At 51.9% G+C, this 26,626-nt stretch carries 22 protein-coding genes, 1 tRNA gene and 4 pseudogenes; 15 read left to right on the forward strand and 12 right to left on the reverse strand.

What is annotated here, in order from left to right; genetic code table 11:
* Nucleotides 1-229 precede the first annotated feature (229 nt).
* The gene (locus tag ACQ86O_RS09715; protein WP_431225048.1) at nt 230-1,114 is read right to left on the reverse strand and encodes a transporter substrate-binding domain-containing protein; all 885 of its coding nucleotides are present in this window, start codon (nt 1,112-1,114) and stop codon (nt 230-232) included.
* A 206-nt stretch (nt 1,115-1,320) separates the two neighbouring features.
* On the opposite strand from ACQ86O_RS09715, the pseudogene ACQ86O_RS09720 reads away from it, so the two are divergent.
* Nucleotides 1,321-1,791, forward strand: a pseudogene (locus ACQ86O_RS09720) (IS91 family transposase); the annotation flags it as partial.
* A gap of 79 nt (nt 1,792-1,870) precedes the next feature.
* Nucleotides 1,871-2,980: pseudogene (locus ACQ86O_RS09725) on the forward strand (IS3 family transposase).
* Between the two features lie 119 nt (nt 2,981-3,099).
* On the opposite strand, the gene ACQ86O_RS09730 reads toward ACQ86O_RS09725, so the two are convergent.
* A tRNA-Phe gene (locus ACQ86O_RS09730) sits at nt 3,100-3,175 on the reverse strand.
* 401 nt (nt 3,176-3,576) lie between these two features.
* Between ACQ86O_RS09730 and ACQ86O_RS09735 the strand changes: the two genes are divergently transcribed.
* The 5 genes from ACQ86O_RS09735 to speF all read left to right on the forward strand — a co-directional run bounded on the left by ACQ86O_RS09735 (nt 3,577) and on the right by speF (nt 12,374).
* Nucleotides 3,577-4,758, forward strand: a complete 1,182-nt coding sequence (locus ACQ86O_RS09735; protein WP_431225049.1) for a NupC/NupG family nucleoside CNT transporter — start codon at nt 3,577-3,579, stop codon at nt 4,756-4,758.
* 60 nt (nt 4,759-4,818) lie between these two features.
* On the forward strand, nt 4,819-6,771 hold the full coding sequence (locus ACQ86O_RS09740) for a bifunctional 2',3'-cyclic-nucleotide 2'-phosphodiesterase/3'-nucleotidase (protein WP_431225050.1): 1,953 nt from the start codon (nt 4,819-4,821) through the stop codon (nt 6,769-6,771).
* 17 nt (nt 6,772-6,788) lie between these two features.
* Complete coding sequence (locus ACQ86O_RS09745; RefSeq protein ID WP_431225051.1) at nt 6,789-8,090, forward strand: pyrimidine-nucleoside phosphorylase; 1,302 nt, start codon at nt 6,789-6,791, stop codon at nt 8,088-8,090.
* Between the two features lie 100 nt (nt 8,091-8,190).
* Nucleotides 8,191-9,537, forward strand: a complete 1,347-nt coding sequence (locus ACQ86O_RS09750; RefSeq protein WP_431225052.1) for an OprD family outer membrane porin — start codon at nt 8,191-8,193, stop codon at nt 9,535-9,537.
* 674 nt (nt 9,538-10,211) lie between these two features.
* Complete coding sequence (gene speF, locus ACQ86O_RS09755; protein WP_431225053.1) at nt 10,212-12,374, forward strand: ornithine decarboxylase SpeF; 2,163 nt, start codon at nt 10,212-10,214, stop codon at nt 12,372-12,374.
* Between the two features lie 310 nt (nt 12,375-12,684).
* On the opposite strand, the gene mltC is transcribed toward speF, so the two are convergent.
* Genes mltC through mutY form a run of 4 tightly spaced genes read right to left on the reverse strand, consistent with a single transcriptional unit; the run spans nt 12,685 to nt 15,189 of the window.
* Entirely contained in the window at nt 12,685-13,761 is a 1,077-nt protein-coding gene (mltC, locus tag ACQ86O_RS09760; protein WP_431225054.1) for a membrane-bound lytic murein transglycosylase MltC, read from the reverse strand.
* Between the two features lie 60 nt (nt 13,762-13,821).
* Nucleotides 13,822-14,094, reverse strand: coding sequence for an oxidative damage protection protein (locus ACQ86O_RS09765; RefSeq protein WP_431225055.1), 273 nt, complete (start codon nt 14,092-14,094; stop codon nt 13,822-13,824).
* On the reverse strand, nt 14,091-14,465 hold the full coding sequence (locus tag ACQ86O_RS09770; RefSeq protein ID WP_431225056.1) for an NUDIX domain-containing protein: 375 nt from the start codon (nt 14,463-14,465) through the stop codon (nt 14,091-14,093). Before ACQ86O_RS09770 ends, ACQ86O_RS09765 begins: the two co-directional genes overlap by 4 nt.
* The gene (gene mutY / locus ACQ86O_RS09775; protein ID WP_431225057.1) at nt 14,383-15,189 is read right to left on the reverse strand and encodes an A/G-specific adenine glycosylase; all 807 of its coding nucleotides are present in this window, start codon (nt 15,187-15,189) and stop codon (nt 14,383-14,385) included. The genes ACQ86O_RS09770 and mutY overlap by 83 nt, the downstream gene beginning before the upstream one ends.
* Before the next feature lie 168 nt (nt 15,190-15,357).
* Here mutY and trmB point away from each other — a divergent pair, with 168 nt between their 5' ends.
* The 4 genes from trmB (at nt 15,358) to ACQ86O_RS09795 (ending at nt 18,284) form a co-directional block, all read left to right on the forward strand.
* Nucleotides 15,358-16,077, forward strand: a complete 720-nt coding sequence (trmB, locus tag ACQ86O_RS09780; RefSeq protein ID WP_431225058.1) for a tRNA (guanosine(46)-N7)-methyltransferase TrmB — start codon at nt 15,358-15,360, stop codon at nt 16,075-16,077.
* A complete protein-coding gene (locus tag ACQ86O_RS09785; protein ID WP_431225059.1) occupies nt 16,077-16,403 on the forward strand; it encodes a YggL family protein in 327 nt (108 codons plus the stop codon). The genes trmB and ACQ86O_RS09785 overlap by 1 nt, the downstream gene beginning before the upstream one ends.
* A gap of 200 nt (nt 16,404-16,603) precedes the next feature.
* Nucleotides 16,604-17,527 carry a glutaminase B gene (gene glsB, locus ACQ86O_RS09790; protein ID WP_431225060.1) on the forward strand — a complete coding sequence of 308 codons (924 nt, stop codon included), beginning with the start codon at nt 16,604-16,606 and terminating at the stop codon, nt 17,525-17,527.
* A gap of 40 nt (nt 17,528-17,567) precedes the next feature.
* Nucleotides 17,568-18,284 (forward strand): DUF2884 domain-containing protein, encoded by a 717-nt coding sequence (locus ACQ86O_RS09795; protein WP_431225061.1) that lies wholly within the window; start codon nt 17,568-17,570, stop codon nt 18,282-18,284.
* 65 nt (nt 18,285-18,349) lie between these two features.
* Here the strand turns inward: ACQ86O_RS09795 and hemW are convergent, their stop codons facing one another.
* From hemW to ACQ86O_RS09825, 6 genes and pseudogenes are all read right to left on the reverse strand, one after another.
* Nucleotides 18,350-19,501, reverse strand: coding sequence for a radical SAM family heme chaperone HemW (gene hemW, locus ACQ86O_RS09800; RefSeq protein ID WP_431225062.1), 1,152 nt, complete (start codon nt 19,499-19,501; stop codon nt 18,350-18,352).
* Complete coding sequence (gene rdgB, locus ACQ86O_RS09805) at nt 19,491-20,087, reverse strand: RdgB/HAM1 family non-canonical purine NTP pyrophosphatase (RefSeq protein WP_431225063.1); 597 nt, start codon at nt 20,085-20,087, stop codon at nt 19,491-19,493. The genes hemW and rdgB overlap by 11 nt, the downstream gene beginning before the upstream one ends.
* 17 nt (nt 20,088-20,104) lie before the next feature.
* Nucleotides 20,105-20,395, reverse strand: a complete 291-nt coding sequence (yggU, locus tag ACQ86O_RS09810; RefSeq protein WP_431225064.1) for a DUF167 family protein YggU — start codon at nt 20,393-20,395, stop codon at nt 20,105-20,107.
* Entirely contained in the window at nt 20,392-20,946 is a 555-nt protein-coding gene (locus ACQ86O_RS09815) for a YggT family protein (protein ID WP_431225065.1), read from the reverse strand. Before ACQ86O_RS09815 ends, yggU begins: the two co-directional genes overlap by 4 nt.
* 83 nt (nt 20,947-21,029) lie before the next feature.
* Nucleotides 21,030-21,850 (reverse strand): annotated as a pseudogene (gene proC / locus ACQ86O_RS09820) (pyrroline-5-carboxylate reductase).
* 11 nt (nt 21,851-21,861) lie between these two features.
* Nucleotides 21,862-22,578: a YggS family pyridoxal phosphate-dependent enzyme gene (locus tag ACQ86O_RS09825; protein WP_431225066.1), complete on the reverse strand. Its 717-nt coding sequence runs from the start codon at nt 22,576-22,578 to the stop codon at nt 21,862-21,864.
* A 20-nt stretch (nt 22,579-22,598) separates the two neighbouring features.
* Here ACQ86O_RS09825 and ACQ86O_RS09830 point away from each other — a divergent pair, with 20 nt between their 5' ends.
* From ACQ86O_RS09830 to ACQ86O_RS09845, 4 genes and pseudogenes are all read left to right on the forward strand, one after another.
* Nucleotides 22,599-23,591 carry a type IV pilus twitching motility protein PilT gene (locus tag ACQ86O_RS09830; RefSeq protein ID WP_431225067.1) on the forward strand — a complete coding sequence of 331 codons (993 nt, stop codon included), beginning with the start codon at nt 22,599-22,601 and terminating at the stop codon, nt 23,589-23,591.
* A gap of 150 nt (nt 23,592-23,741) precedes the next feature.
* A complete protein-coding gene (locus tag ACQ86O_RS09835; protein WP_431225068.1) occupies nt 23,742-24,374 on the forward strand; it encodes a response regulator in 633 nt (210 codons plus the stop codon).
* Nucleotides 24,375-24,447: 73 nt separating this feature from the next.
* Nucleotides 24,448-25,326, forward strand: coding sequence for a transporter substrate-binding domain-containing protein (locus ACQ86O_RS09840; RefSeq protein ID WP_431225069.1), 879 nt, complete (start codon nt 24,448-24,450; stop codon nt 25,324-25,326).
* An 884-nt stretch (nt 25,327-26,210) separates the two neighbouring features.
* Nucleotides 26,211-26,621, forward strand: a pseudogene (locus ACQ86O_RS09845) (sensor histidine kinase); the annotation flags it as partial.
* Nucleotides 26,622-26,626 lie beyond the last annotated feature (5 nt).

The following is a 26,626-nucleotide window of genomic DNA, read 5'->3' on the forward strand; positions in this document are numbered from 1 at the left end:
GCGTGCTCAATTCTTATCCTGCGCTCTATCTCTTCACAGAGCCCCTGGGTTTTTTTACGAACATGCGAGCGTAACGACTTATTCCATAACATCACCAAAATTATCGAAGATGTAAAAATCAGGAAAGTGAAAATTGAAATTCTTTTTAAATTCAGATATTTATACTCTTTTTCTTTATTGATAATGGAATAGTACTCCCCCGTTTTCCAGAGCGTATCCGCCGCTTGGCTCAACTTGGCAAAGTAAGCATTGTCTTTTTTAGGATAAAGCCATAGAGGGTAGGGAATATGGGTTTACTTGCTACAATAAGGTTATGATATTCATCCATAACATGCGATGTACCATCAATAATGGCAAAGTCACCTTCCCCTGCACTTAATGCTTTCAAAGCTCCTCGTTCTGAGGGGTAAGAAATTAATTTAACCTCCCGATTGGCACGTGATAGGCTTTCTGCTGCAACGCTATTCCTTAGCGTTAATACTGTACTGTTATTTAATTGTTCGAGATCATTAATAAATACCGTTCCCTTGCGGCTAATGAGGATTCGGTACTGGATAAATGCGGGCTGCAATGCCAGAAAATCTTCCATTCTTTTGGGGGTCATGGAGGCGGATAAAATGGTTATTTTTCCGTTAAGTAACATCTCGATCATCTGTGACCAAGGATGAGACACAATGGTTAGTTCACACCCCGCCTCACGAACAATCGATTTTAATAGTTCAATATTAATCCCGCGAGCCTTACCATTCTCCATCCATTCATAAGGTTCATAATCATCGTAGACTCCATAGGTAATAGAACAATCCTGAGCAAGTGAAGGCATAGAGGCTACCAGCATCAGAATACCAATATAAAACAAGTTTCTCGGTTTCCAAGCACATCGGCGCACGTTGGCAATACTCAGATTAGCATCGTTGTTTCGCGCTGCTTTTTCCCCAACCTTAGGGTCTCTTAATAATGAGAAAATACCTATAAAACATCCCGTTAAATACATCCGGTTACTCCCTTCCATTGGCAATGTTGCCGCCTGAACTTCAAACCGGAATTTATTGCAATACTCACCGCCATGGCAACACACCATGTCACTTTCCGGCTCTATACATTCAGTTTCCATTTGATAAAGAGGGTATCAGGCCTCCTTGCTTTGTTTTATGTATAAGGGATATAAAAATGTGATGGCTATAACATTATGCCAGTGAGTAAATGCATATCTAACCCAATTTTCCCACCGAAATCACATTATTAAAAACTATTCTTCGTCTCGAGATTATTATCCAGCTAAATGAATAGACCTGCAACAAGAACGAAGCAGGCTTTGGCTGCAAATCCAAAGCCTGCAGTAGCTGCGGCCTCAAGGGCACCGAGCAATGGATCGCCGAGCAGCACATCCAGCCAGACTGCGACTGGCAACATATCACCTTCACGATGCCGCACTTGCTGTGGCCGTTCTTCAATAACAACTGGCCGCTGCTCAACGACCTTTTTCGCTGTGCCACCCGCGCCATGCTCAGGCACGCGCGCAAGCTGGACATCGACGTCGGCATCTTCTGCGCGCTGCACACCTACGGACGCCAGCTCAATCAGCATCCGCACATCCACGCCTCCATTACCCGCGGCGGCCTCGATGTCAAACACGGCGTCTGGCGCGATCTGTTCTTCAAAAAACAGCAGGTTGAAGCCATCTGGCGCGGTGCCGTTATCCGTCTGCTGCGTGCCAGCTACGATCGAGTCAATCCCGGTAAGCTGCCCAACCTCGGTCATATCCGCGATGAGAAACAGTGGAAGCGCTACTGTAAGTATCCCGCTTAAACGAACCATTCACTTTTAGAGATCTTCCGACATACTGAGTATGTTCCCTGAGGAGATCGTCATACGTAAAGCCCGATTCACTGAACACCAGATCATTGCCGTTTTGAAGTCTGTCGAAGTTAGACGTACCGTCAAGGATGTCTGCCGCGAAGCAGGGATATCTGAGGCCTCGTACTACAATTGGAAAGCGAAATTTGGTGGTATGGAAGCGTCTGATATCAAAAAGATGAAAGATCTTGAAGACGAAAACCGGCGGCTGAAACAGATGTTTGCCGAGCTGAGTCTAGAGTGCCAGGCACTCAAAGATGTTATCGAAAAAAGCTTTAAAACCAGCGATAAAGCGTGAGCTCGTCAGCTATCTGACGGCACAGTTTACGATGAGCATACGCCAGGCATGCAGGACGTTATCGCTGAGCAGGACGGTCTATTTTTACCAGCCCGATACCCGGCGCGATGAACCGGTGATCCAGGTGCTGACTGAGCTGGCAGAGCGCTACCCGCGATACGGTTTTAAGAAGCTGTTCCAGTTGCTGCGCAGGCAGGGTAATACCTGGAACTATAAACGCGTTCACCGGATTTACTGCCTGCTGAAACTGAACTTTCGCCGCAAGGGAAAGCAACGTTTGCCAGTACGTAACCCAGCGCCACTGATGACGCCTGAGGCACTTAACCAGAGCTGGTCGATAGACTTTATGCATGATGCGCTGGTCTGCGGCAGACGCTTCCGGACCTTCAACGTGGTGGATGACTTTAACCGCGAAGCCCTCGCAATAGAAATCGATCTGAATATCCCGGGACAGCGGGTGGTCAGAGTACTGGACAGGCTCGTGGCAAACCGGGGTTACCACTGAAACTGCGGATGGACAACGGCCCGGAACTGGTCTCGTTGACGCTGGCGCAGTGGGCTGAAGAGCATGGAGTGATGCTGGAATTTATCAAACCGGGAAAGCCAACGCAGAATGCCTTTATCGAACGGTTTAACCGGACGTACCGGACAGAAATTCTGGATTTTTATCTGTTCAGAACGCTGAATGAAGCACGGGAAATCACGGAACGCTGGCTGAATGAATACAACAGCGAGCGTCCCCATGAATCCCTGAATAACCTGACGCCGGAGGAATACCGGCTGATGGCTGAAAAACCGGAACTCTCAAAAAGTGCGTGGAACTAAAACTGGTGTGCTTACACTGCCAGTAGATTTTAACGGGCAGTAGTAGACAACTGGAAGGGGATAACTTGTTGGCTTTATAAAGCAAAACGGACGTCAGTAGACGTCCGTTTCTAAATGAGTGGTGCCCGGACTCGGAATCGAACCAAGGACACGGGGATTTTCAATCCCCTGCTCTACCGACTGAGCTATCCGGGCAACGGGGCGCATTAAACCGTATTTGGCCTTATGCCGTCAATCGGTTTCTGTCACAAACCCGATCGGTTGCTCTATTTTCAAGCAGAATTTTGCCCACCTCTCTATGCCCGCCAGCTCCTCTCAAGTTCCTCATCCGCTTCGGTAGTCGTTTGAACTGCATGCATCTCTCACCTCAACCAGTTTGACACTATTCCATTAGCGTTACTTTTTCTGATGGTTATTAATAGAACATGTTATTTATTTGTATTTTAAGGCTATTGTTGTTCGCGTTTGTGATCTGTGTAACTTAAATAACATAATTTGAGTGTTATGTTTTTATAGTAACATTTTCGTTCCTGGTCTATTTTGGGGGCGGGTTGGTAAGGGGAACGTAAAGGTTCACAGATAAATTCGGAGATAAAGTGAAATATATCATAGGGATAATCTGCATTGCTGTTATCTGTGTCTTGGCTCTGCTGGTGAGTAACGATCGTAAAAGCATCCGCTATCGGCCGATTTTTGTGATGTTGGGTTGCCAGTTTGCGATGACCGCATTGCTGCTGAAGACCGACGTGGGCAATAAGGTGATTGGCGTGATCGCCGGGGTATTTGGCCATTTATTGTCTTATGCCAACGAAGGGGTCAATTTTGTGTTTGGTGGTTTGCTGAACAAAGGGGAAATTTCATTCTTTCTTTCCGTTCTGCTGCCGATCGTGTTTATCTCGGCTTTGATTGGCATTCTGCAACACTGGCGTATTTTAGGTTTTATTATCAAGTATATCGGCCTGGCCCTGAGTAAAGTTAACGGCATGGGGCGGCTTGAGTCTTATAACGCCGTCGCTTCGGCGATCCTTGGTCAATCTGAGGTTTTCATCTCGGTTAAAAAGCAGCTCGGCCTGTTGCCGGAACATCGTTTATACACGCTTTGTACGTCTGCCATGTCGACGGTCTCCATGGCAATCGTTGGGGCTTACATGGTGATGCTCGATCCGCGCTATGTGGTGACGGCGCTGGTTCTGAACCTGTTTGGCGGTTTCATCATGGCGTCACTGATCAACCCTTATCAGGTCAAGCCCGAGGAAGACATCCTTGAGGTAGTCGAAGGGGAGAAACAGAGCTTCTTCGAAGTGTTGAGTGAATACATTCTTGATGGTTTTAAGGTGGCGATTATTGTTGGCGCAATGCTGATTGGCTTTATTGCGCTGATCACCATGGCCAACTCGGTATTCACCGCCTTGTTTGGCATCTCCTTCCAAGGGATCCTGGGCTATGTGTTCTCTCCGCTGGCGTTCCTTGTGGGTGTGCCTTGGCATGAAGCGGTGCAGGCGGGTGGCCTGATGGCAACCAAGATAGTCAGTAACGAATTTGTCGCCATGCTCAACCTGTCGCAAGGGGATTTCAATTTCTCTGAACGCACTATGGCGATTATCTCGGTATTCCTGGTGTCGTTCGCCAACTTCTCCTCCATCGGCATTATTGTCGGTGCTATCAAGGCGTTGGATTCCAAACAGGGGAACAATGCCGCCCGCTTTGGCTTGAAACTGCTTTATGGCTCCACGCTGGTCAGCTTCCTGAACGCAGCCGTGGTGGGGTTCTTCTTTTAATCAACAGAGTGCCACATCGGCAGGTTGTGGTTAGACAGCTCTACAGCGAATAGGGAACGTATGATGAAAATGATTTCTCCAATCAAGGTCTCGTTGTTGGCCATGCTGGTCGCAGGCGCGGTGAATGCCGCAACGGTGGATCTCCGCGTCATGGAAACCACCGACGTCCATGGCAACATGATGGATTACGACTACTACAAAGATCAGGCTACGGCGCAGTATGGCCTGGTGAGGGCGGCTTCGTTGATTGATGCCGCCCGTGCGGAGGTGACCAACAGCGTCCTGGTGGATAATGGCGATATTATCCAGGGAAGCCCGATGGCGGATTATGCCGCTGCAAACCTGAAAAAGGGTGATGTGCACCCGGTCTACCAGGCGATGAACACCCTGAATTATGTGGTGGGCAACATTGGTAATCATGAATTCAACTACGGCCTGGATTACCTGCAACTGGCTATCAGCGGTGCCAAGTTCCCGTATATCAATGCTAACGTGTATGACGCCAAGACCAATAAACCTTATTTCAAGCAGTATCTGATCGTGGATACGCCGGTAAAAGACAGCGAAGGCAAAGAACATAAGCTGCGCATTGGCTATATCGGTTTCGTGCCCCCGCAGGTGGTGTTGTGGGATAAGGCAAAGCTGTCGGGCCGGGTGATCACCAAAGATATTACCGAAACGGCCAAGGAACTGGTGCCACAGATGCGCAAGGAAGGGGCGGACATCGTTATTGCCATCGCCCACTCAGGCCTTTCCGCCGATCCTTATAAAGCCCTGGCGGAAAACTCGGTTTACTACCTTTCACAGGTTCCTGGGATCGATGCCATTGCGTTTGGGCACTCCCACGGCATCTTCCCCAGCAAGAACTTTGCCGCTATTCCCGGGGTGAATATTGAACAGGGCACGGTCAATGGCGTGCCAGCCGTGATGCCGGGCCACTGGGCGGATCATCTTGGGGTGATCGATCTGGTGCTGGAAGGGGAAACCAACAACTGGAAGGTGGTTTCCAGCCGTACAGAGGCCAGGCCAATCTTTGACAAGAAGAATGACAAGTCACTGGTGGATGCCAAGGTTATGTTGGTGAAAACGCTGGAGCAGGCGCATGACGACACGCGCAAGTTCGTTAACAAGCCTATCGGCACCATCGCCGAAGATACCAACACCTATCTGGCTCTGGTTCAGGACTCTTCAGCAATCCAGATTATCCGTGCAGCCCAGAAAGCCTATGTTGAGCATTATATTCAGGGCGATCCCGATCTGGCCGATATCCCGGTGATTTCAGCGGCTGCCCCGTTCAAGGCGGGGGGCAGGAAAAACGATCCGGCGGCCTTTGTCGACATGCGCAAAGGGCCTTTGAGCTTCCGTAATGCAGCCGATCTTTACCAGTATTCCAATACGCTGGCAGCCGTGAAAGTGAAGGGTAGCGATCTGAAGGAGTGGCTGGAATGCTCTGCCGGTATGTATAACCGGATTGACGTCAACACGGATAAACCCCAGCCATTGCTAAACTGGGAAGGCTTCAGGGCGTACAACTTCGACATGTTTGACGATCTGAGCTATCAGATTGATGTCACCCAGCCTGCCCGTTATGACGGTGACTGTAACCTGATCAACCCACAAACACAGCGTATCAACGCGTTGACCTATAAAGGCAAGCCGCTGGAGGCTGATGCGCCATTCCTGGTGGCGGTGAACAACTACCGGGCATTTACCGGCAAGTTTGCCGGCACTGGCGAGAAGAGCGTGGTGATCTCCTCACCGGACGAAGTGCGGACCATTGTTGCCAGCTATATCAGTGAGCAAACCAAGCAGCATGGCGAATATAAGCCGCAGGTAATTAACAGCTGGCGGATCGCGCCTATTTCCTCGGATAAAAAACTGGATATTCGCATTGAAACGTCCCCTAGCCAAAATGCGGCTGCCTATATCAAACAGGCTGCCCAGCACCCGATGGAACTGATTGAAAAAGACGATATCGGTTTTGCTGTTTATAAAATTGATTTGCAGAAATAAAGCGTAGAGGAAAGACAATGAGAATGGTTGATATCATCGCCAAAAAGCGCGATGGAAAAGAACTGACGACGCAAGAAATTGAGTTTTTTGTTAATGGCTACACCCAGGGAGATATTCCGGATTATCAGGCCAGTGCATTGGCAATGGCGATATTTTTCCAGGATATGAACGATCGTGAACGTGCCGATCTGACTATGGCGATGGTGAACTCCGGCGATGTCATTGACCTTTCAGCTATCGAAGGTGTCAAGGTGGACAAACACTCTACCGGCGGCGTTGGTGATACGACAACGCTGGTGCTGGCACCTCTGGTGGCGGCGCTGGATATCCCGGTGGCGAAGATGTCTGGCCGTGGCCTGGGGCATACCGGTGGCACTATCGATAAGCTGGAGGCGGTAGCCGGTTTTCATGTGGAAATCTCCAGCGAGCAGTTTATTGAGCTGGTTAACCGCGACAAGGTGGCGGTGATTGGGCAGACCGGTAATTTAACTCCGGCAGATAAAAAGCTGTATGCGTTACGTGACGTAACCGGCACCGTGAATTCCATTCCATTGATCGCCGGTTCGATCATGAGCAAGAAGATTGCCGCAGGCGCCGATGCCATCGTGCTGGATGTGAAAACCGGCGCCGGTGCATTTATGAAAACCACCGAAGACGCGGTTGAACTGGCCACCGCAATGGTGCGCATTGGCAACCACGTTGGCCGTAACACCATGGCGGTGATTTCCGATATGTCACAACCGCTGGGTTATGCCATCGGCAACTCGCTGGAAGTGAAAGAGGCCATAGACACACTGCGTGGTGAAGGCCCGGAGGATCTGACTGAACTGGTAATGCAACTGGGCAGCCAAATGGTGGTATTGGCGAAAAAGGCCGACTCTTTACCGGCTGCGCGCGCGATGCTCGAAGCAGTGATCCGTAACGGCAAGGCGTTAGCCAAATTCCGCGATTTCCTGGCTAACCAGGGGGGCGATGCTTCGATGGTGGATCATCCAGAGAAGTTGCCACAGGCCAAGTACCTGATTGAAGTCCCTGCTCAACAGGCCGGCGTCGTCGCTGATATCGTAGCCGATGAAATCGGCGTGGCGGCGATGCTGCTGGGGGCCGGGCGCGCAACCAAAGAAGATGATATCGATCTGGCCGTTGGCCTGATGATGCATAAAAAAGTCGGCGATCGGGTAGCAATTGGCGATTCACTGGTGACGATCCATGCTAACCGCCAGGAAGTGGCGAGCGTGATGGAGAAAATCTACGCCAGCATCACCATTGCTGATAAAGCCCAAGCGCCTAAGCTGATCCATACCATTATTACCGCATAAATGTTTAACCGGCTTTCCCCTGCCTGCAGGGGAAGCCTATAAATTCTGATTATTAAACTAAATACTCTCTGGATTATTAAATAGAAAACAGGATGTTTCTATGAATAAAATAAAACAACGTAAAATCAATAAACCGTTGGCGCTGCTTTCGCTTTTATTTTCTTTGCCGGTATGGGCCGAGCAAATTAAAGTAAATAATAGCGGTAGCCTTTTTTATAATGTGATTAACGATAGCCACGCAGATCTCTCTTTCCGTAATGTGTTTAAAAACCTGAGCACGCAGGATTATGGTCAACGTTCCAATCAGACCGCCTGGGGGCAGGGGATCACCCTTGATTATCAGTCCGGCTATTTCGCCGATATGTTGGGGGTTGATGCCTCTTACTATGGCGTGGTGAAACTGGCAGCCAGCGATGATTTCTGGGGCCGCAGCGTGTTGTATAACGACAATGGTCAGGCTAAAGGCTTCAATAAAATCGGCCAGATCTTTCTGAAAGGTCGTTTGGGGGATGAAGACACTTATTTACACCAGTATTACGGTTGGCAACAGATTAAAAAATGGGGCGCACTGAATAATTCAACACGCGCTATTCCCAGCACTTACCTTGGCTGGCGTGGCGAGGCCGCAAGTGGGCCTTTACGGGTTCGCGGTGCCTATGTCACCCGTTATAGTGACAGGGATTCGCCAGATAAAATTCATTTCCGCACCGCAGATAAAAAAGAGATTAACAGCATCGCTACCGGCGAGTTGAGCTATAGCGCTCACGGTTATAGTGCGCTCTATTTCCTGGGGGAGAGCCATAACTATCTGCAACGCCACGGTGTGGAGTTGGGCTGGCAGCCAGCTTTCCTGGCAGAACAACGCTTTAAGCTGGCTAGCCAGTGGTATTACAACCATGGCCTGGAAGATTGGACACGCATGTCCGCCAGCAGCAAAACGTTCGATAACAATGCCTATCACGCCGCGCTTAACGCTGAATGGCGGGCCGATCGCTGGAAGCATAAAGTTGGCGCGTCTTACACTCGCGCATCGCTCTCTGGCGGGTTAGGGCGCTTTGAGTGGCACCTGGCCAAACACAGCCGGGGGACCTTTAACTCGATGGCCGACAGCTGGGGTAACGACTACGTTGGCGATAAGGAGAAAATGCTGGCCTGGACGTTTGGCTATGCCGTTTTACCCGAAATTGAGCTGGGGATGGTGACTAACTATGGCTGGGGCATGAAATATCAGGGCCAGAAGATCGACCGTGGCGAAACCCTGGTATATACCCGTTGGACGCCATCACAACCCGCGCTGAAAAATCTGGCTGTGCAGCTATCTGGTGGCCCATCCTGGAACTTCCAAAGCCAGCACAATCAACCAAAAATGACTTCGGACGGTAAACCTATGCGGGCGCAGAACCATTCAATTGAGCTACAGGTGGATTATAAGCTCAACCTGTTCTGACTGGAGGATACCCCTCTCCCTGTGGGAGAGGGGACCGTAACGAGCTGGCCCTCAGCCCCGGCGCAATGGCGATACTGCTTAATTTCTGCCTGTGGTGTGATGGAACTGTGCAGTGCGGCTCCTCAATGCCCAATCTAACCACGACGCCGTGCAGCCCCCTCTTATTTTGAGAGAGGTTGGGGAGAAAGACAGATAATTATTTTTATTTTACAATTGGTTATGGGTGTTTTTGCAGGCTGAGGTTATCCGCGGATTGCAGCTTGAACCGACCAAAAAAACGTGTAATCATTGCGCAATACCCCCTCAACATAGTCAGAGGATCACAAGCATGGCTGGTTTTGTTACCCAAGCGCGGTTGCGCACCAGACATCTGATGATGCCATCCCTCTGCCGTTCTGTTCCCCATACGTTCTTTATACGATTACCGCTGCCCACTATGCGGTAAAGCTATCTGATGCTCGCTGTTAGGCATTATTAAAAATAGAGCTGCGGCTCTGATTTTACTGATGTCTATCGGACGCTGCCGATCCCAGTCCCCGATAGTAGTCTGATGCTCATTTGCATCGGTCAGTCATGGTTGCGCCTTGGCTCATCACTTTGCCGGGGTACCTGTGGGTATCTCATCATGTGCTTTGTGGCACGCCCTCATCCTTAACCGTTTGAGAGTCAGCATTATGAAAGAATTGAAAATAGCAACGAGCGCCAGCCTGGAGACCAGCATCGAAACCTTGCGCCAGATAGTGCGCGTGGAGCAGACGGATTATACCGATGTGGCGGCGGCCGTGGTCTCCGTTAGCGATGTGAATGCCGGGATCCTGGATAGGCTGAAAGTGACCGGTTTTGATATCCCAACGTTTGTTGCTGTTGAGGGGGACGAGTCTCTTTCCCCGGATCACCTGCCGTTGATCACCGGGGTATTTGCACTTTCCGCCGCCACCAAAGCATTTTATATGGCCCAGTTGGAAGCCGCTGCCGATGCCTATGAGCAGGCGCTGTTACCCCCGTTTTTTAAAACGCTGAAAACCTATGTGGAAATGAAAAACTCGACCTTTGCCTGCCCTGGGCATCAGGGCGGTGAGTTTTTCCGTAAACACCCGGCTGGGCGCAAGTTTTTTGAGTTTTACGGCGAGACGGTTTTCCGTTCAGATATGTGTAATGCCGATGTGAAGCTCGGCGATCTGTTGATCCACGAAGGTTCGGCCAAAGATGCGCAAAAACACGCCGCGAAAGTGTTCAATGCCGACAAAACCTACTTTGTATTAAATGGCACCTCAGCATCCAATAAAGTGGTGACCAATGCCCTGCTGACGCGTGGCGATCTGGTGCTGTTTGATCGTAACAACCATAAATCTAACCATCACGGCGCACTGATCCAGGCTGGTGCCACGCCGGTATACCTGGAAACCGCCCGTAACCCGTTTGGTTTTATCGGCGGTATTGATTCACGGTGTTTTAATGAAGCCTATCTTCGCGATCAGATCCGTGAAGTGGCGCCAGAAAAAGCCAATGCGGCGCGTCCTTTCCGGTTGGCGATTATCCAGCTCGGCACCTATGACGGCACGATTTATAACGCCCGGCAGGTGATCGATACCATCGGTCATTTATGTGATTACATCCTGTTTGATTCTGCCTGGGTGGGTTACGAAGGCTTTATTCCGATGCTGAAGGAGTGTTCGCCGCTGCTGTTGGAATTGGACGAACACGATCCGGGTATTTTTGTCACCCAATCGGTGCATAAGCAGCAGGCCGGGTTCTCGCAGACTTCGCAGATCCACAAAAAAGACGATCATATCAAAGGCCAGAAACGCCACTGCAACCACAAGCATCTCAACAATGCGTTTATGTTGCATGCTTCTACCAGCCCTTTCTATCCGCTGTTTGCTGCGCTGGATGTCAACGCCAAGATGCATGCCGGTGCTGCTGGCCGCCGTATGTGGATGGAGTGTGTCAAGCTGGGGATCGAAGCACGCAAACAGCTGCTGGCGCGCTGCTCGTGGCTCAAGCCTTTTATTCCGCTGCAGGTGGCCGGTAAAGACTGGCAGGATCATGATACCCATCTGATCGCCAACGATGTGCGCTTCTTTAATTTTGTGCCGGGCGAGAAATGGCACGGGTTTGAAGGTTACGCCAAAGATCAGTATCTGGTGGATCCCTGCAAGTTGCTGCTTACTACACCGGGCATTGATGCGGCTACCGGCCAATACACCGAGTTCGGCATACCGGCGACCATACTGGCCAACTTCCTGCGTGAGAACGGCATCGTGCCGGAGAAGTGCGATCTCAATTCGATCCTGTTCCTGCTCACCCCGGCAGAGAATCAGGCGAAAATGGATCATCTGGTGGATATGCTGGTGCAGTTCGAGCGTTACGTTGAGCAGGATGCCCCGTTAAGTGAAGTGCTACCGACGGTCTATCGCAAGAATCATCAGCGTTATCAAGGCTACACCATTCGCCAGCTGTGCCAGGAAATGCACGATCTGTATGTCAGCTTTGATGTTAAACAACTGCAAAAGGAGATGTTCCGCCAGGCGCACTTCCCTGCGGTGGTCATGAACCCGCAAGATGCCAACGTTGAGTTTATTCGCGACAACGTCGAGCTGGTGCCGATTGGCCAGGCTGCGGGGCGTATTGCGGCAGAAGGGGCCTTGCCTTATCCACCGGGGGTGCTGTGCGTGGTACCCGGCGAAGTGTGGGGTGGGGCGGTGCAGCGCTACTTCCTGGCGCTGGAAGAAGGTATCAACCGCTTACCGGGTTTTTCACCTGAGTTGCAGGGCGTATACATTGAGAAGAAAGACCACGGCTGGAAACGGATTTTTGGTTATATGATCAAGCAGTGAAAACCAAGGGCACCGAAAGGTGCCCTTGGTTTATGACTAAAGTAGTTATCAACGCCAACGTGGTCAGCCCTGCAAATAGCCCGAATTTTAACCTATTATCGTAGATCGCCAGTAAATACGATAAACCGGCTAAAATAACCACTGAAGTTAGTGAAATAAATTTCCATGGCCGCTTCGATCTTGCGTATGCGTTGGCTGATGCAGAGTAAGAAGCCGGCGGATTTCTCCCCGGCTCCTATGATTAACCTGCGATTCACTTTCAAAGGCGGTGAAAATTAATTCTCCCCGCCAGAAGTGACACGTTACCTGGTTATCTTCTGCGGTAGTTTTTCTGCGCGTTGTTGACCTTCACCAGATAGCGGCGTGATTCACTTGCCGGGTGCTTGGTGGTCAGGGTCTGATAAACATCGCCAGGCTGCATACCGTTGATGATGGTTACTGCACGGGCCTTGTCGCTGTTGAATACCCGCAGCACGCTGCCAGCCCCACCGTTATAGGCGGTGATCACCGCGTAGCGGCGTGAGGTCGGGTTCTGAATGCCACCCAGATAGTTGTTCTGCAAGATGGCCAGATAGGCAGTACCGGCGTCGATGTTATTCTCCGGATCGAACAGGTAGCTGCGGCTTGGCGTGCCCCATTTCCCTTTCATCTGGAACACATCTTTCCCCGCTGTATGTTGCACTACCTGCATCAGGCCCAACGCATCGGAGCCACTTACCGCATAAGGGTTGAAGCTGGATTCGGTCTGCATGATCGCCAGGATCAGCGATTCTTCGATGCCGTATTTCTCAGAAGCCTGGCGAACCATGGGCAGATATTTGTGCGCACGTTTATCCAGGTGGTTAGGCACCAGTTGAATGGTCACCGAATAGATCACATGCAGGCCCGAAGTGCGCCGTTGTAATTTGTTTTGCAGCAGATAGTCGGCGAAGTGCGCCGCGCGCCATTCCCAGCGGATTGGCTGACCATTATTATCCAGTACCTGGCCGTACAGGAACGGCTCTTTACTGATCTGGATATCATTGGCGTCAGAATAGAGGTCGATAGAACCCGGATCCTCACCCATCAGCAAGGTGCTGATCACCGCCTGGCGCAGGTGGGCTGCAGGATCGGTGGTGGCGATGGTTTCGACCGTGATGGTGCCCGAATCAAAGTTGATATGGCTGCGGGTCTGATACTGATCGGTGTATTTGACGTAGTCTTTTGGCCCGGCGATCAGAACTTCGCTCAGCCCCCAGATATTCTCGATGTTGTGGGCAAACTGGCCCATCAAAATTTCGAAGCCGTTGGTGTCTTTGACGTAGGCTTCATTGACCACTTCATCTTTTTTGCCGGAACAAGAGAGCAGCAAAGGCGCTATCACTAGCAACGCTAAAATTTTCTTCATCTTAAAGCCGTATACGCGAGGGATTTTCAGGGAATAGGGCCAGCGCCTGGCCCAAAAACATTATTCGCTTGGTGGCGTATAGCCTTCGATATGGACATCCTGCCCTTCGAACAGGAATTTGATCATCTCTGCTTCCAGCAGTTTGCGATCGTCAACGTTCATCATATTGAGTTTTTTCTCATTGATCAGCATGGTCTGCTTTTTCATCCACTCTCCCCAGGCCTCTTTGGAGATCTCGTTGTAGATGCGTTTGCCGATATCACCCGGGTAGAGCTGAAAGTCCTGACCGTCGGCGTCACGTTGCAGGAAAGTACAAAAAATGGTTCTGCTCATGCTAATTCCTCGTCTATGGCGCGGTTGCCAAATAATCCTGGTTGGATCGGGGGCTGTTTCGCCAACTGCTGTAGCAGGCGCTCGACAGGCGCAGCCAGCCCGACCGATGGTGGCTGCGTTAAGTTATACCAGAGACCGGCACCCTCATCCATTGCGCAGCCTGCTTTGTCGATGTTCAGCCACATAGGCACAATATCCAGATGGAAATGGCTGAAAGTGTGGCGGAATGCGGTCAACTGCTCCGGGGGTTGCCTTTCAGGGCGTGTTGCTGCAACCAGAGCTCCAGATCTATCCGGGTGCTGAACTGAGGGAAACAGAATAATCCCCCCATAAACCGACGCCGGGGCGCTGTTCCAGCCAGACGTTGTCACCCTGTTGCAGCATCATGAAGTAGGCGGTTTTTTCGGGCAGAGTCTGTTTGGGTTTTTTGCCCGGATAGCTGGCCCAACTGCTGTTACCGTTGGCAATGCAGCCAATATTGAGCGGGCAAAGCTCACATTTGGGTTTGCTGCGGGTGCAGACCATTGCCCCCAGATCCATCATCGCCTGGTTGAATTGGCCGACACCCTGCGCTGGTGTGACTTCTTCACTGATTTGCCACAGGCGGTTCTCCACCTCTTTTTTACCCGGCCAACCGGCTACCGCATAACAGCGGGCCAGTACGCGCTTGACGTTGCCGTCAAGGATTGGGTAGTGCTGCCCCTGGGCCAGAGAGAGAATGGCACCGGCGGTTGAACGGCCCACGCCAGGTAGATCGACGATTTCTTCAAAGGTTGTCGGGAACTCACCGCCGTGCTGTGAGACAATAGCCTGAGCCGCTTTATGCAAGTTTCTGGCGCGGGCGTAGTAACCTAACCCGGTCCACAGATGCAATACTTCATCCAGCGGCGCTTCGGCGAGGGCTCGCACGTTGGGAAAACGTGTCATAAATCGCTGAAAATAAGGAATAACGGTGGCAACCTGAGTCTGTTGCAACATGACCTCAGAAAGCCATACCTGATAAGGCGTTTTATCAAGTTGCCATGGCAGCGTTTTGCGGCCATAGAGTTGGTACCAGTCAAGCACTACGTGCGAGAACTGTTGTGCTTGCATCATAAGTTAGTTCGCTATCCGGCGGATATTTGATGCGCGATTGCAGCATAGTGTGATGGGTGCTGTAAACCGGAACTTTCCGGCAAGCGGGGTGATGAACGCTTGCCAAACCAAGGTATCTTTGCATAATGCGCGTTTCCCTAATTGGCAGCCAAACAGACAGAAAGCACTATGATTAATGACGTCATCTCTCCGGAATTTGATGAGAACGGCCGCGCAATGCGCCGTATCCGCAGTTTTGTTCGCCGCCAGGGGCGGTTGACCAAAGGCCAGCAGCAGGCGCTGGACAACTATTGGCCGGTGATGGGCGTGGAATATCAGGCTGAACCTGTCGATATCGCCACTCTGTTTGGCCGTGAAGCGCCAACCGTCCTGGAGATTGGTTTTGGTATGGGGGCCTCGCTGGTCACCATGGCAGGCAACAATCCGCAGCAGAACTTTCTGGGGATTGAAGTTCATTCGCCGGGCGTGGGTGCCTGCCTGGCTGATGCCCATGAGGCCGAACTGAGCAACCTGCGGGTAATGTGCCATGATGCCGTAGAAGTGCTGCAGAATATGATCCCGGACGCTTCACTGGCGATGGTGCAGTTATTCTTCCCGGATCCGTGGCACAAAGCGCGCCACAACAAACGCCGCATCGTACAGACGCCGTTTGTTGAACTGGTGCAGCGCAAATTGAAAGTGGGCGGCGTATTCCATATGGCCACCGACTGGCAGCCTTACGCGGAACATATGCTGGAAGTGATGAACAGCACTGCGGGGTATCGTAATCTTTCCGAGAGCAATGATTACGTACCACGCCCGGACTCCCGTCCGTTGACAAAATTTGAATTACGTGGCCAGCGTCTGGGACATGGCGTTTGGGATTTGATGTTTGAGAGGATGGAATAATGGCTAAGAACCGTAGTCGTCGTTTACGTAAAAAATTGCATATTGAAGAGTTTCAGGAAATGGGCTTCTCCGTTGCCTGGCGTTTTGCTGAAGGTACTGCCGTTGAGGATATCGACAGCACGCTGGATGCGTTTATCGATGAAGTGATCGAGCCAAACGGTATGGCATTTGATGGCAGCGGTTACCTGCAGTGGGAAGGCCTGATCTGCCTGCAGCAGATTGGCAATTGCACCGATGAACAACGTGAGCTGGTCAAAAACTGGCTGGAAGCACGCAAGCTGAGCGAAGTGAAGGTCAGCGAACTGTTCGATATCTGGTGGGATTGATTGCGCCAAAGGTGCTTTAACGGCACCTTAGACTGCTGGAAAACGCCCAAAAACGTGGTTTTCGGGTGTTCGGCGGCGTTCAAAAGACAGAATCCTTGGTTTTTATTAACTCTGAAACGGAGTTTTTAACCTCAGGGGGACTTTGTTACCGTTCAGAGGTGCCTCAATGGCACCTTTGTTTTATCTGGAGTATCAGCGCGGTGTTAACAACATTGGATAACACATTGCTGGATGAGATCCTGCAACAGGTGCGCCCATTGATTGGCCAGGGCAACGTCGCAGACTATATCCCCGCGTTGGCGGAAGTGGCCGCCGATCGTCTGGCGATTGCCGTTTGCACCGTCGATGGTGAAATGTTTCAGGCCGGGGATGCCAGCGAGCGTTTTTCGATCCAGTCAATCTCCAAGGTATTGAGCCTGACGTTGGCACTGGCGCGCTATCAGGAAAGTGAAATCTGGCAGCGTGTAGGGAAGGAGCCATCAGGCCTGCCGTTTAATTCGTTGCTGCAACTGGAAATGGAGCAGGGCAAGCCACGTAACCCGTTTATCAACCCAGGGGCGCTGGTGGTATGCGATATGCTCCAGACCCGTCTCAGCGCACCTAAGCAGCGCATGTTGGAAGTGGTGCGCCAACTGGCAGGCGAAGACAGCCTCGCCTATGATTCGCGGGTGGCCCGCTCCGAATTTGAACACTCCGATCGCAACGCCGCCATCGCCTATCTGATGAAGTCGTTCGGTAACTTCGAAAATGATGTACTGACTGTGCTGCAAACCTATTTCCATTACTGCGCATTACGCATGAACTGCGTGGAACTGGCCCGCAGCTTTGTCTATCTGGCCAATCAAGGGCGGGCACTCAGCGGCGAGGCGGTGATCACCCCGTTGCAGGCCCGCCAGATTAACGCCCTGATGATGACCAGCGGTATGTATGATGGGGCTGGCGAATTCGCCTACCGGGTTGGCATGCCGGGCAAGTCTGGGGTGGGTGGGGGGATTATCGCTATAGTTCCTGATGAACTGTCGATTGCCGTCTGGTCGCCTGAGCTGGATGCGTCTGGTAATTCATTGGCGGGAACTGCGGCACTGGAACTGTTGTCTCAACGTATCAGCCGTTCGATTTTTTAACCCCATCGCGGATGTTGGTGGAAGGGAGTCAGGAGAAATTATGTTAAAGAGAACCGGGTTGGCGTTACTGTTGTTGACTGCTTCGCAAGCGCATGCCGAATATCAGTGCAGCGTTAAACCCCAGGACGATGTGATTATCAGCCCGCAGAACGTGCAAGTGGTGGGTGCCAGCGGGAACCTGCAAATTTCTGCCGATGGTGATGTGACGCGTAACGGGCAGGCGGTTAACCTAAACGACACCCAGCGCCAGAAGGCGTTCAGTTACCAGAGCGCGTTGCGTAAAGATTTGCCCTGGATCGATCAGGGTGCGCAGCAGCATCTGGAAAAGGCACGGGTAGCGCTGGATAAAGTGATCGTTCAGCAACTGGGCAGCGACAGCAACGTGCGTAATCGCCTGACCACGCTTAACGAGCAGCTTAAGCAGCAGATGAACCGTATTATTGAGCACCGCAGCGATGGCCTGACATTCCACCATAAGGCTATCGATCAGGTTGAACAGGATGGCCGCAATATCGTGCAGCAAAGCATGGGAGGGGTGTTGCAAGACAGCCTGAACGAAATGGGTGTCAGGCAGGTTGCCAACAGCAATGGTAATCCGCTGCAGGCGATTATGGGTAATCTGGGCGGGCTGCAACAGGCTATCAAGAATGAATGGAACAATCAGGAGCAGGAATTCCAGAACTTTGGCCGCGATGTCTGTAACCGCGTCACTGCTCTGGAAACTCAGCGTAAGGATCTGCTTAAGGCGTTGAATTGACGCTTTGGTTTACACATTGATTCGATGTTTATAACGAGCGGGGTTCACATGATGAACCCCGTTTTTTATTCCTCCGGCAGGAACAATTCCAGCAGCGAATTGAGGAACAGTTTGCCATGCTCGGTGATCTGCCAATATGCCGCTGTCTCTTCCAGATAACCTTTGGCGAGTGCCTGATCCAATGGTGCGCGGATCACGCTTTCATCCAGCCCTGTATAGTGGGTGAACTCGCTGCGTGGTGCGGCTTCCAGCAGGCGGAAGCGGTTCATAAAGAATTCGAAGGGCCGATCGTGCGCCGCAACTTCATGTAACTTGTCCCGGTACTCACCACGCATAAAACCGCGTGGATGCTTGGTTTTGGCGGTGCGCAGAATGCGCCCGTCGGCAAAGGTCAGCTTACCGTGTGCCCCACAACCAATCCCCAGATAATCCCCGAAGCGCCAGTAGTTCAGGTTGTGCTGGCATTGATAGCCCGGTTTGGCATAGGCGGAGGTTTCATATTGTTGGTAGCCGGCAGCACTCAGCAATTCATGACCGCGCTCGAAAATATCCCACAGCGCATCATCGTCCGGCAGCACCGGCGGGCGTGAGCTGAACAGGGTATTTGGCTCGATGGTGAGCTGATACCACGACAGATGAGGTGGGTTCAGGGCAATGGCCTGGCGCAGATCGTCCAGCGCTTCCTCCAGCGACTGGTCTGGCAGGCCGTGCATCAGGTCGAGGTTAAAACTGCGCAGGCCGAGACCGGTTGCCAGTTGTGCCGCGCGTTTGGCCTCTTCCGGGCCGTGAATCCGCCCCAGACGGGTTAATTTCTCTGCACTAAAGCTCTGCACGCCAATCGAGATGCGATTCACCCCGGCGCGTTGGTAGCCGCTGAAGCGATCGGCCTCCACGGTGCCAGGGTTGGCCTCCATGGTGATCTCTGCATCGTCGGCAACCTTGATGCGCGAGCGCACACCATCCAGCAAGGCTTGCATGGCTTCTGCGCTCAGCAGGCTTGGTGTACCGCCGCCGATAAAGATGGTACTGATTTCACGCCCGCTGGCGAGCGGCAAATCGGCATCCAGATCGGCAAGCAGATGATCAACATATTCCTGATGCGGTACTTCGCCCTTTAGGGCATGCGAGTTGAAATCGCAGTACGGGCATTTTTGCACGCACCAGGGAATATGGATGTACAGGCTGAGTGGCGGCAGTTGCAAGGCTTTAGCTGGCATTACGCATCGCTTCCAGCATCAGCTTCAACGCTTTGCCACGGTGTGAGACGGCGCTTTTCTCTGCTTTGGTCAGTTCCGCGGCAGTGCAGCCCAGTTCTGGTACGTAGAAGATCGGATCGTAACCAAAGCCACCGGCACCGGCAGATTCAAAGGCAATCTCACCGGCCCAACTGCCGTGGAAGACCAGCGGTGTCGGGTCTTCCGCATGGCGCATATAAACCAGTACACAATGGAATTGAGCGCCACGTTTGCCTTGTGGCACGTCTTGCAGCGCCACTAACAGCTTATCCAGATTCTGCTGATCGCTGGCTTCCAGGCCAGCATAGCGGGCGGAGTAAATCCCCGGCGCGCCGCCCAAGGCATCTACAGCCAGGCCCGAATCGTCAGCAATGGCAGGCAGGCCCGTGATCTGCGCCGCATGGCGGGCTTTAAGGATAGAGTTTTCAATAAACGTCAGGCCGGTTTCTTCGGCAGAATCAACGCCAAGCTCGGTTTGTGCCACCACGTCCAGGCCGAAATCGGCCAGCAGATCGGCGAGTTCACGCACTTTGCCGGGGTTTCCGGTGGCAAGAACGACTTTTTGCATAATGATTACCTTGAAAATTATTCGCTAAGCGCCGCGATCACGGCAGGGATCTGTTGCGGGTTGATGATGCGTAACTGCTTATGCCGCCCCAGTTCGCCTTTCTCAATGATCACGTTACTTTTCGCCACCCGGAACTGCTTGGCGATAAATTTGATCAGATGGGTATTGGCCTGGCCATCAACCGGCGGAGCCGTGATGGCGACTTTTATTTCGTCGCCATGCAGGCCAATTATCTGGTCGCGGCTGGCTTTCGGCTGAATATAAAGCCTGATAACCAGCCCGTCCAGCACCGGGGTTACTGCACTCACAGCAGGAACCAGATCTCGCCAAACAGATCCATCCCCAGGTAGTTGATTAGATACAGGATCAGGATCACCACCATGGCGGAGAAATCAATGCCGCCCATTGCCGGGATCACGCGGCGGATCGGTGACATCAACGGCTCGGTGAGCTGATACATCACATAATCGATCGGGCTGCGGCCCTGGCTGATCCAGCTCATCAGTGCCCGAATGATCATCACCCAGAAGATCAGGTAACCGGCGGATTTGATCAGCGAAATCAGACCAAATAGCAGGTTATAGGGGCTCAATGAGATGGTACCGCTTTGGATCAGCAGCAACAGCGGGTATTTGATGGTCATCAGCAGAAACGCCAGCAGCAAAGAAGCGCTGTCAACTGGCCCCATTGAGGGAATGATCCGGCGCAACGGGCCAACGATCGGCTGGGTGATTTTAACCACGAACTGTGAGAACGGGTTATAAAAGTCGGTACGTGTCAGCTGCATCCAGATACGCAGCAACAGCACCATCACGTAAATATCAACAACGGTCTTGACCAGGAAAGTCAGCGTTAGCATGTAAGTTACCTTTCTCCTTAACTCTTGGTGATGCCCTTGGTTTTTCGAGTTGCCGTAGCAACCGCAAAATCACTGGCTGTCATTTAAAATAATTTTTCCATTTCCTGTGCACGGGCAACGGCAGCCTGCATTGCCTTGGCGACGGTCTCCGGCAGTTGTTGTTCGTTGAACACGCGTATTGCCTCGGCGGTGGTTCCCCCTTCGATGTCACCTGTTCACGTAGCCTGGCCAAGGATATTTCCGGGTTGGCGGCGGCCAGCGCGGCGGCGCCGATAGCAGCCTGTTGCACCAGCTCACGTGCTGCGTGGCTGCTAAAGCCCATACGTTCGGCTTCCTGCTGCATGGCATCCATAAACAGGAAGAAATAAGCTGGTGCGCTGCCTGCGGCGGCAATCACCCCATTGATGCCTTTTTCGTCATCTACCCAGCAGACTTTACCGACGGAGCTCATCAGTTCGCTGGTGTAATCGCGATCCTGTTGGTTAACCTGTGCAGGTGCAAACAGCCCACTCATCCCTTTACCGACCAATGAAGGTGTATTGGGCATGATGCGCACGATATTCAACTGTTCACCGAGCATTTGATAGAAGCGACTGACCAGAATACCGGCGGCGATCGACAGCACCAGTTTACCTGAGAAGTCGACCTGCTCTTGTAAGGGTTGGCAGACTTGCTCCATTAACTGCGGTTTAACTGCCAGCACCACCACATCGGCTTCTTGCGCACAGGTGATATTGTCTGCGCTGCTGATAACGCCATAGTCGGCGGCCAGGGCATCACGATTGTTTGGCGATGGTGCGCAAACGCTGATGGATTTTGCTGGATAGCCCCCGGCTACCAGACCGGCGATGATAGCGCGTGCCATGTTACCGGCACCAATAAAGGTAATCTTGCGATGTTGCATCCCATTCCTCGTTATTTGTTTGTGCTTGCCGAGTAGTCACGGGCACCAAAAATTGCGGTACCGATGCGCACCATGGTGCTGCCAGCGACTATTGCCGCAGGCATATCGTCCGTCATGCCAATCGACAGCGTATCCACCTGTGGGTAGCGCTGTTTAAGTGCCTGAAAGGCATCGTTCATCTGGCCAAATACCGCCAGTTGGCGCTGATAATCGCTTTCCGGTGCCGGGATCGCCATCAGCCCACGCAAAGTGAGATTGGGCAGGGTGGCGACCGCTGCGGCCAGCATTGGCAACTCGCTTATCACAATGCCAGATTTACTCTGTTCGTCACTGATATTTATTTGGATCAGTACGTTAAGCGGTGGCATCTCTGCCGGGCGCTGATCGTTCAGGCGCTGGGCAATCCGCTGGCGATCAAGGGTATGACACCAGGCAAAATGCTCCGCCACCAATTTGCTTTTATTGGATTGCAATGGGCCGATAAAGTGCCATTCCAACCCGGCACCTTCTGGCCGTTGGGCAAAATACTGGATCTTGTCCACACCTTCCTGCACGTAGTTTTCACCGAAAGCGCGCTGGCCTGCGGCGATGGCTTCTGCGATCGCCTCCACAGGTTTGGTTTTGCTGACTGCAAGTAATGTCACGTCTTCTGGAATACGTGCGCAGCTCTGAGCTGCCGCGTCAATACGGCTCCTGACATCCTGCAGGTTCTGTTGGATAGTGCTCATAGTTAACCCGGGAGATTGATATGGATATCGATGAATTTGTGGCTCTTAGTGTAAAGCATAATGCTTCCGATCTGCACCTTTGTGCCGGTCATCTGCCAATGTTACGCATTGATGGGGAACTGAGGGCGGCGGAGGGCGGGGAAAGGGTCTCGCCACAACAGATGGAAACAGGGTGCAAATCGCTGCTGACAGCGGGGATGTGGCAGCAATTGCAACAGGCTGGGCAGTGTGATCTGACATTGGTGTTGGCCGGGGGGAACCGGCTGCGCGCCAATTTCTTTTTGCAAAATGGCGGCATTTCTATTGCCATGCGCAGGATAGCCCGCCAGTGTCCGACTCTCGCCGAATTGTTCACACCGGAAATTATCCCGGCACTTTTGCAACGGGAGGATGGTTTGATACTGGTTACCGGGGCGACAGGTAGCGGTAAATCCACAACGTTGGCTGCAATGATCGACTTTATTAATCAGCATCAGCGACGCCATATCCTTACGCTGGAAGATCCCATCGAGTTTATCCATCAAAGCCGCTGCTCCCTGATCCAGCAACGTGAACTCGGGCGCGATACGCAAAGTTTTGACCAGGCGTTGCGGGCTGCATTGCGTGAGGATCCAGACGTGATCCTGTTGGGGGAGTTACGGGATACCGCCACCATTCGCCTGGCGCTGACTGCGGCAGAAACCGGCCATCTGGTATTGGCGACGCTGCATACCCGTAACGCCCCCCAAGCGGTGGAAAGGCTGGTGGATGTGTTTACCGCAGAGGAGAAACCTTATGTTCGGGCACAGTTGGCAAACAGCCTGCAGGCCGTAATTGCCCAAAAGCTGCTGAGCAAGCCCGCTGGAGGGCGTGTTGCCATTTACGAGATCCTCACGGCGACGGCAGCGGTGAGCAACATGATCCGTGAGGGAAAGACCCATCAATTGGCCAGTGTATTACAAAGTGGCGCGCAATCAGGAATGCAGACTTTCGCCCAGGGGCGACAGCAGTTGGTTGCGCAGGATATATTATAATGCCACAATCCATTAAATAACTATTTAGTGCCGCAAAGTTAATATGGCTAATTCAATACTGAGCCATCGCTGTGTATAAAATGTCAATCTTGAACATTTAATGCGCTAATGGTTTTTTTAGGATTACTCTATATGGATAAGGATATTCTTATGCGTACATGGTTGATTGTTGACGATCACCCTGCAATTTGTTTTGCTGTGAAAGCAATTTTATCCCCATTAGGAAGTAACGCTATTCTTACCGCTACCAATGGGTTGGCTGCATTGGCAAAAATAAAGGAAGAAGCGCCGCAGTTGGTGATCCTGGATATTATGCTGAACAAAATGGATGGGCTGCAAATCCTGCAGCATATCCGCCAATTAGATAGCAGCATCAAGGTGGTGGTTTACACCAGCCTGCCAGCCGAAAGCTATGCGGAACGGGCCTTGCGGGCAGGGGCCAGTGGTTTCTTCAACAAGGATCAGGACATCAGCCAACTGGCTCCGCTGTGCCAACTGGTTGTGCAGGGTTATTCTTGTTTTCCTCAGGCCACTCTCTTACCTTTACTGAATGCACCGATACAATATGATAATACGCTGGCTCGTCTTTCCGATCGCGAATTGACCGTGCTCCGTTATTTATCCGAAGGGCTTAGTAATAAAGAAATAGCCGATCGTCTGATTTTAAGTAATAAAACCATCAGCACTTATAAGACACGTCTTATGGAAAAATTAAAAATTAACAGTTCGGAAGAGTTGGTGGCATTTTTCCATCGTCAGAATGAGTTTACTGATGAAAAATAAATTATTTTTAATATTTATACTTTTTTGTTGTGGGGTTTCAGCCAAAGAGACCCAACCGTTCCGCGAAACTAATTTGCTGAGCCGCAGCCAGATCCAATTATCCGAGCCTGACTTAACCAGTGATGACTGGCAATGGCTACGGCGTAAACGTGTGCTGGTTTTTGGTATTGCCGCCCCTAATTATCCCCCTTTTGATATCACCAGTGGCACGCGGGACTATGGCGGTATCAATGCCGATTATCTGGGGATCGTAGGTTATAACCTGAATGTGCAGATAAAAGTGCGTTACTACCAGGATGCTTCGGTTTTGAGCCAGGATCTGGCTAAAGGGGAAGTGGATCTGGTCGGTAATATCGCCGTAAAAAATAACGCCGATCCCGGCATGCTGCTTTCTCGCCCCTATTTACTTGCCTCCCCGGCGTTGGTGATGCGCACCGATACCCTGGTGCAACAGCATCCACCCAGGCGTATTGCGATTGAGCGTCTTTACAGTGGTAATGAGAGCCTGACCAAGCGCTTTACTGCAGCAGATTATCAAGTTTTTGACGTCCCCCGCCGGGCTCTGGAAGCACTGTCGTTTAAAAAGCTGGATGTTTTTATCGGTGATGCAACCGTAGCCCGTTATTTAATCAACCAGGGCAACCTGAATAACCTGCGTATGCAACTGCTGCCCCAGCAGGAAATCAAAGGGTTCTCCTTTGGTATGGCCAAGGGCAATGTGCGTTTACAGCGGATACTGAACGCTATTTTAGCCACTATCCCAGAAAGCGCGCAGGCGGAGATACAAAGCCGCTGGAACGGTGGGATCCCCATGTCGCAAGGGGGCGAACACTTGTTGCTGACCACGCTGGAAAGAAAGTGGGTCGAAGAGCATCCAAGGGTGCGCTTGGTGGTTAACGGTGATTTTGCTCCCTGGGTTTTTTTGACGTTCAGGGCGAATTTCGTGGTCTGACCGCTGATGTGATTGAGGCTATTTCCAGCCGTATCGGTCTCAAGTTTGATATTATCCGTGCAGAATCTCTGCAAGATTCGCTGGATGCTATCAATGCAGGCAAGGCCGATATTGTTGCGGGCCTGACGCTGGATGCGATCTGGCCTAACGGATTGCTCACGACCCGATCTTTTTTATTTAACTCTTGGGTATTGGTGGGAATACCTGAGCAAATTAACCATGATCCCCCACAGTCGATTGCCCTGGTAACAGGCCATCCTCTGCAGGCTTTATTGTTGGAGGAATACCCTGGCAGCCGGGTTATCCCTGTGGCTTCTCCCCAGGCCGGTATTGCGGCGATAAAAGCCGGGCGCGCCGAGGCCCTGGTGCTGCCAATGATCAGTGCCGATTATTTTCTGGCTCGGGAGCCCGCAGCGGGGCTGCATATTCTGAGTGCTGTGGATATTGAACCGGCACGTTTTGTTTTTGGCGTCTCCGAAAACGAATATCCTCTGGCCACCATCCTCGACAAGGCCTTGCTGAATATTCCCCCAGAAGATATCCATGCGATGACCAGCAATTGGTATAACAATAGCTACCTGCTGGAAGGGGTTCAGCGCGATGAAAAGCTGCCAGCCCACTTTTATCCCACATTGCTTCTGCTGATGACCCTGCTGCTGGTATTGTTGGTAATAACCTTGATAGTCAGCAGGTTACGCAGTAAACGCCAACTGGTGAAGCATTGTCAGGCGGTAATAGATAGCGTGCCGCTGCCGATTTATATCACTAACCTGAAAGATCAGATTGTGATGGCCAATCCGCCGTTTTTTAATGCCGTTGAGGTGCCCGCCGAAGCGGCAGTCGGTACCCCTCTTGAACGCTACCAACTGCAGTTGCCTGCCACCATGGATATTGGGCGGGGTGGGGAGCAGGAACAGGCGCTGTCTGTCACTCGCAGCCTGCAGTTAGGGGAACAATTGCGCACCTTGCAACAGTGGAGCCGGTTGTTGATCACCGAAGATCAGCGTGCCGAAGGCAAAGTCGGGGGCTGGTTCGACGTGACCGAGCGCGATCGTCTGATAACCCAGTTACGCCAGGCGAAAGAGTATGCCGACAGCGCCAACCGGGCTAAAACAACCTTCCTGGCTACCATGAGTCATGAGATCCGTACCCCGTTGAATGCCATCATCGGCATGCTGGAGCTGGTGTTGAACCGCCCGCAACGGGAAGAAGCCCAGGATCGGGAGTTGCTGGCTGTCGCCCATGAATCCGCCCATTCGTTGCTGGCGCTGATCGGGGACATTCTGGATATCTCACGCAT

It is taken from the genome of Serratia sp. L9, assembly GCF_050632285.1.
GTDB lineage: Bacteria > Pseudomonadota > Gammaproteobacteria > Enterobacterales > Enterobacteriaceae > Chania.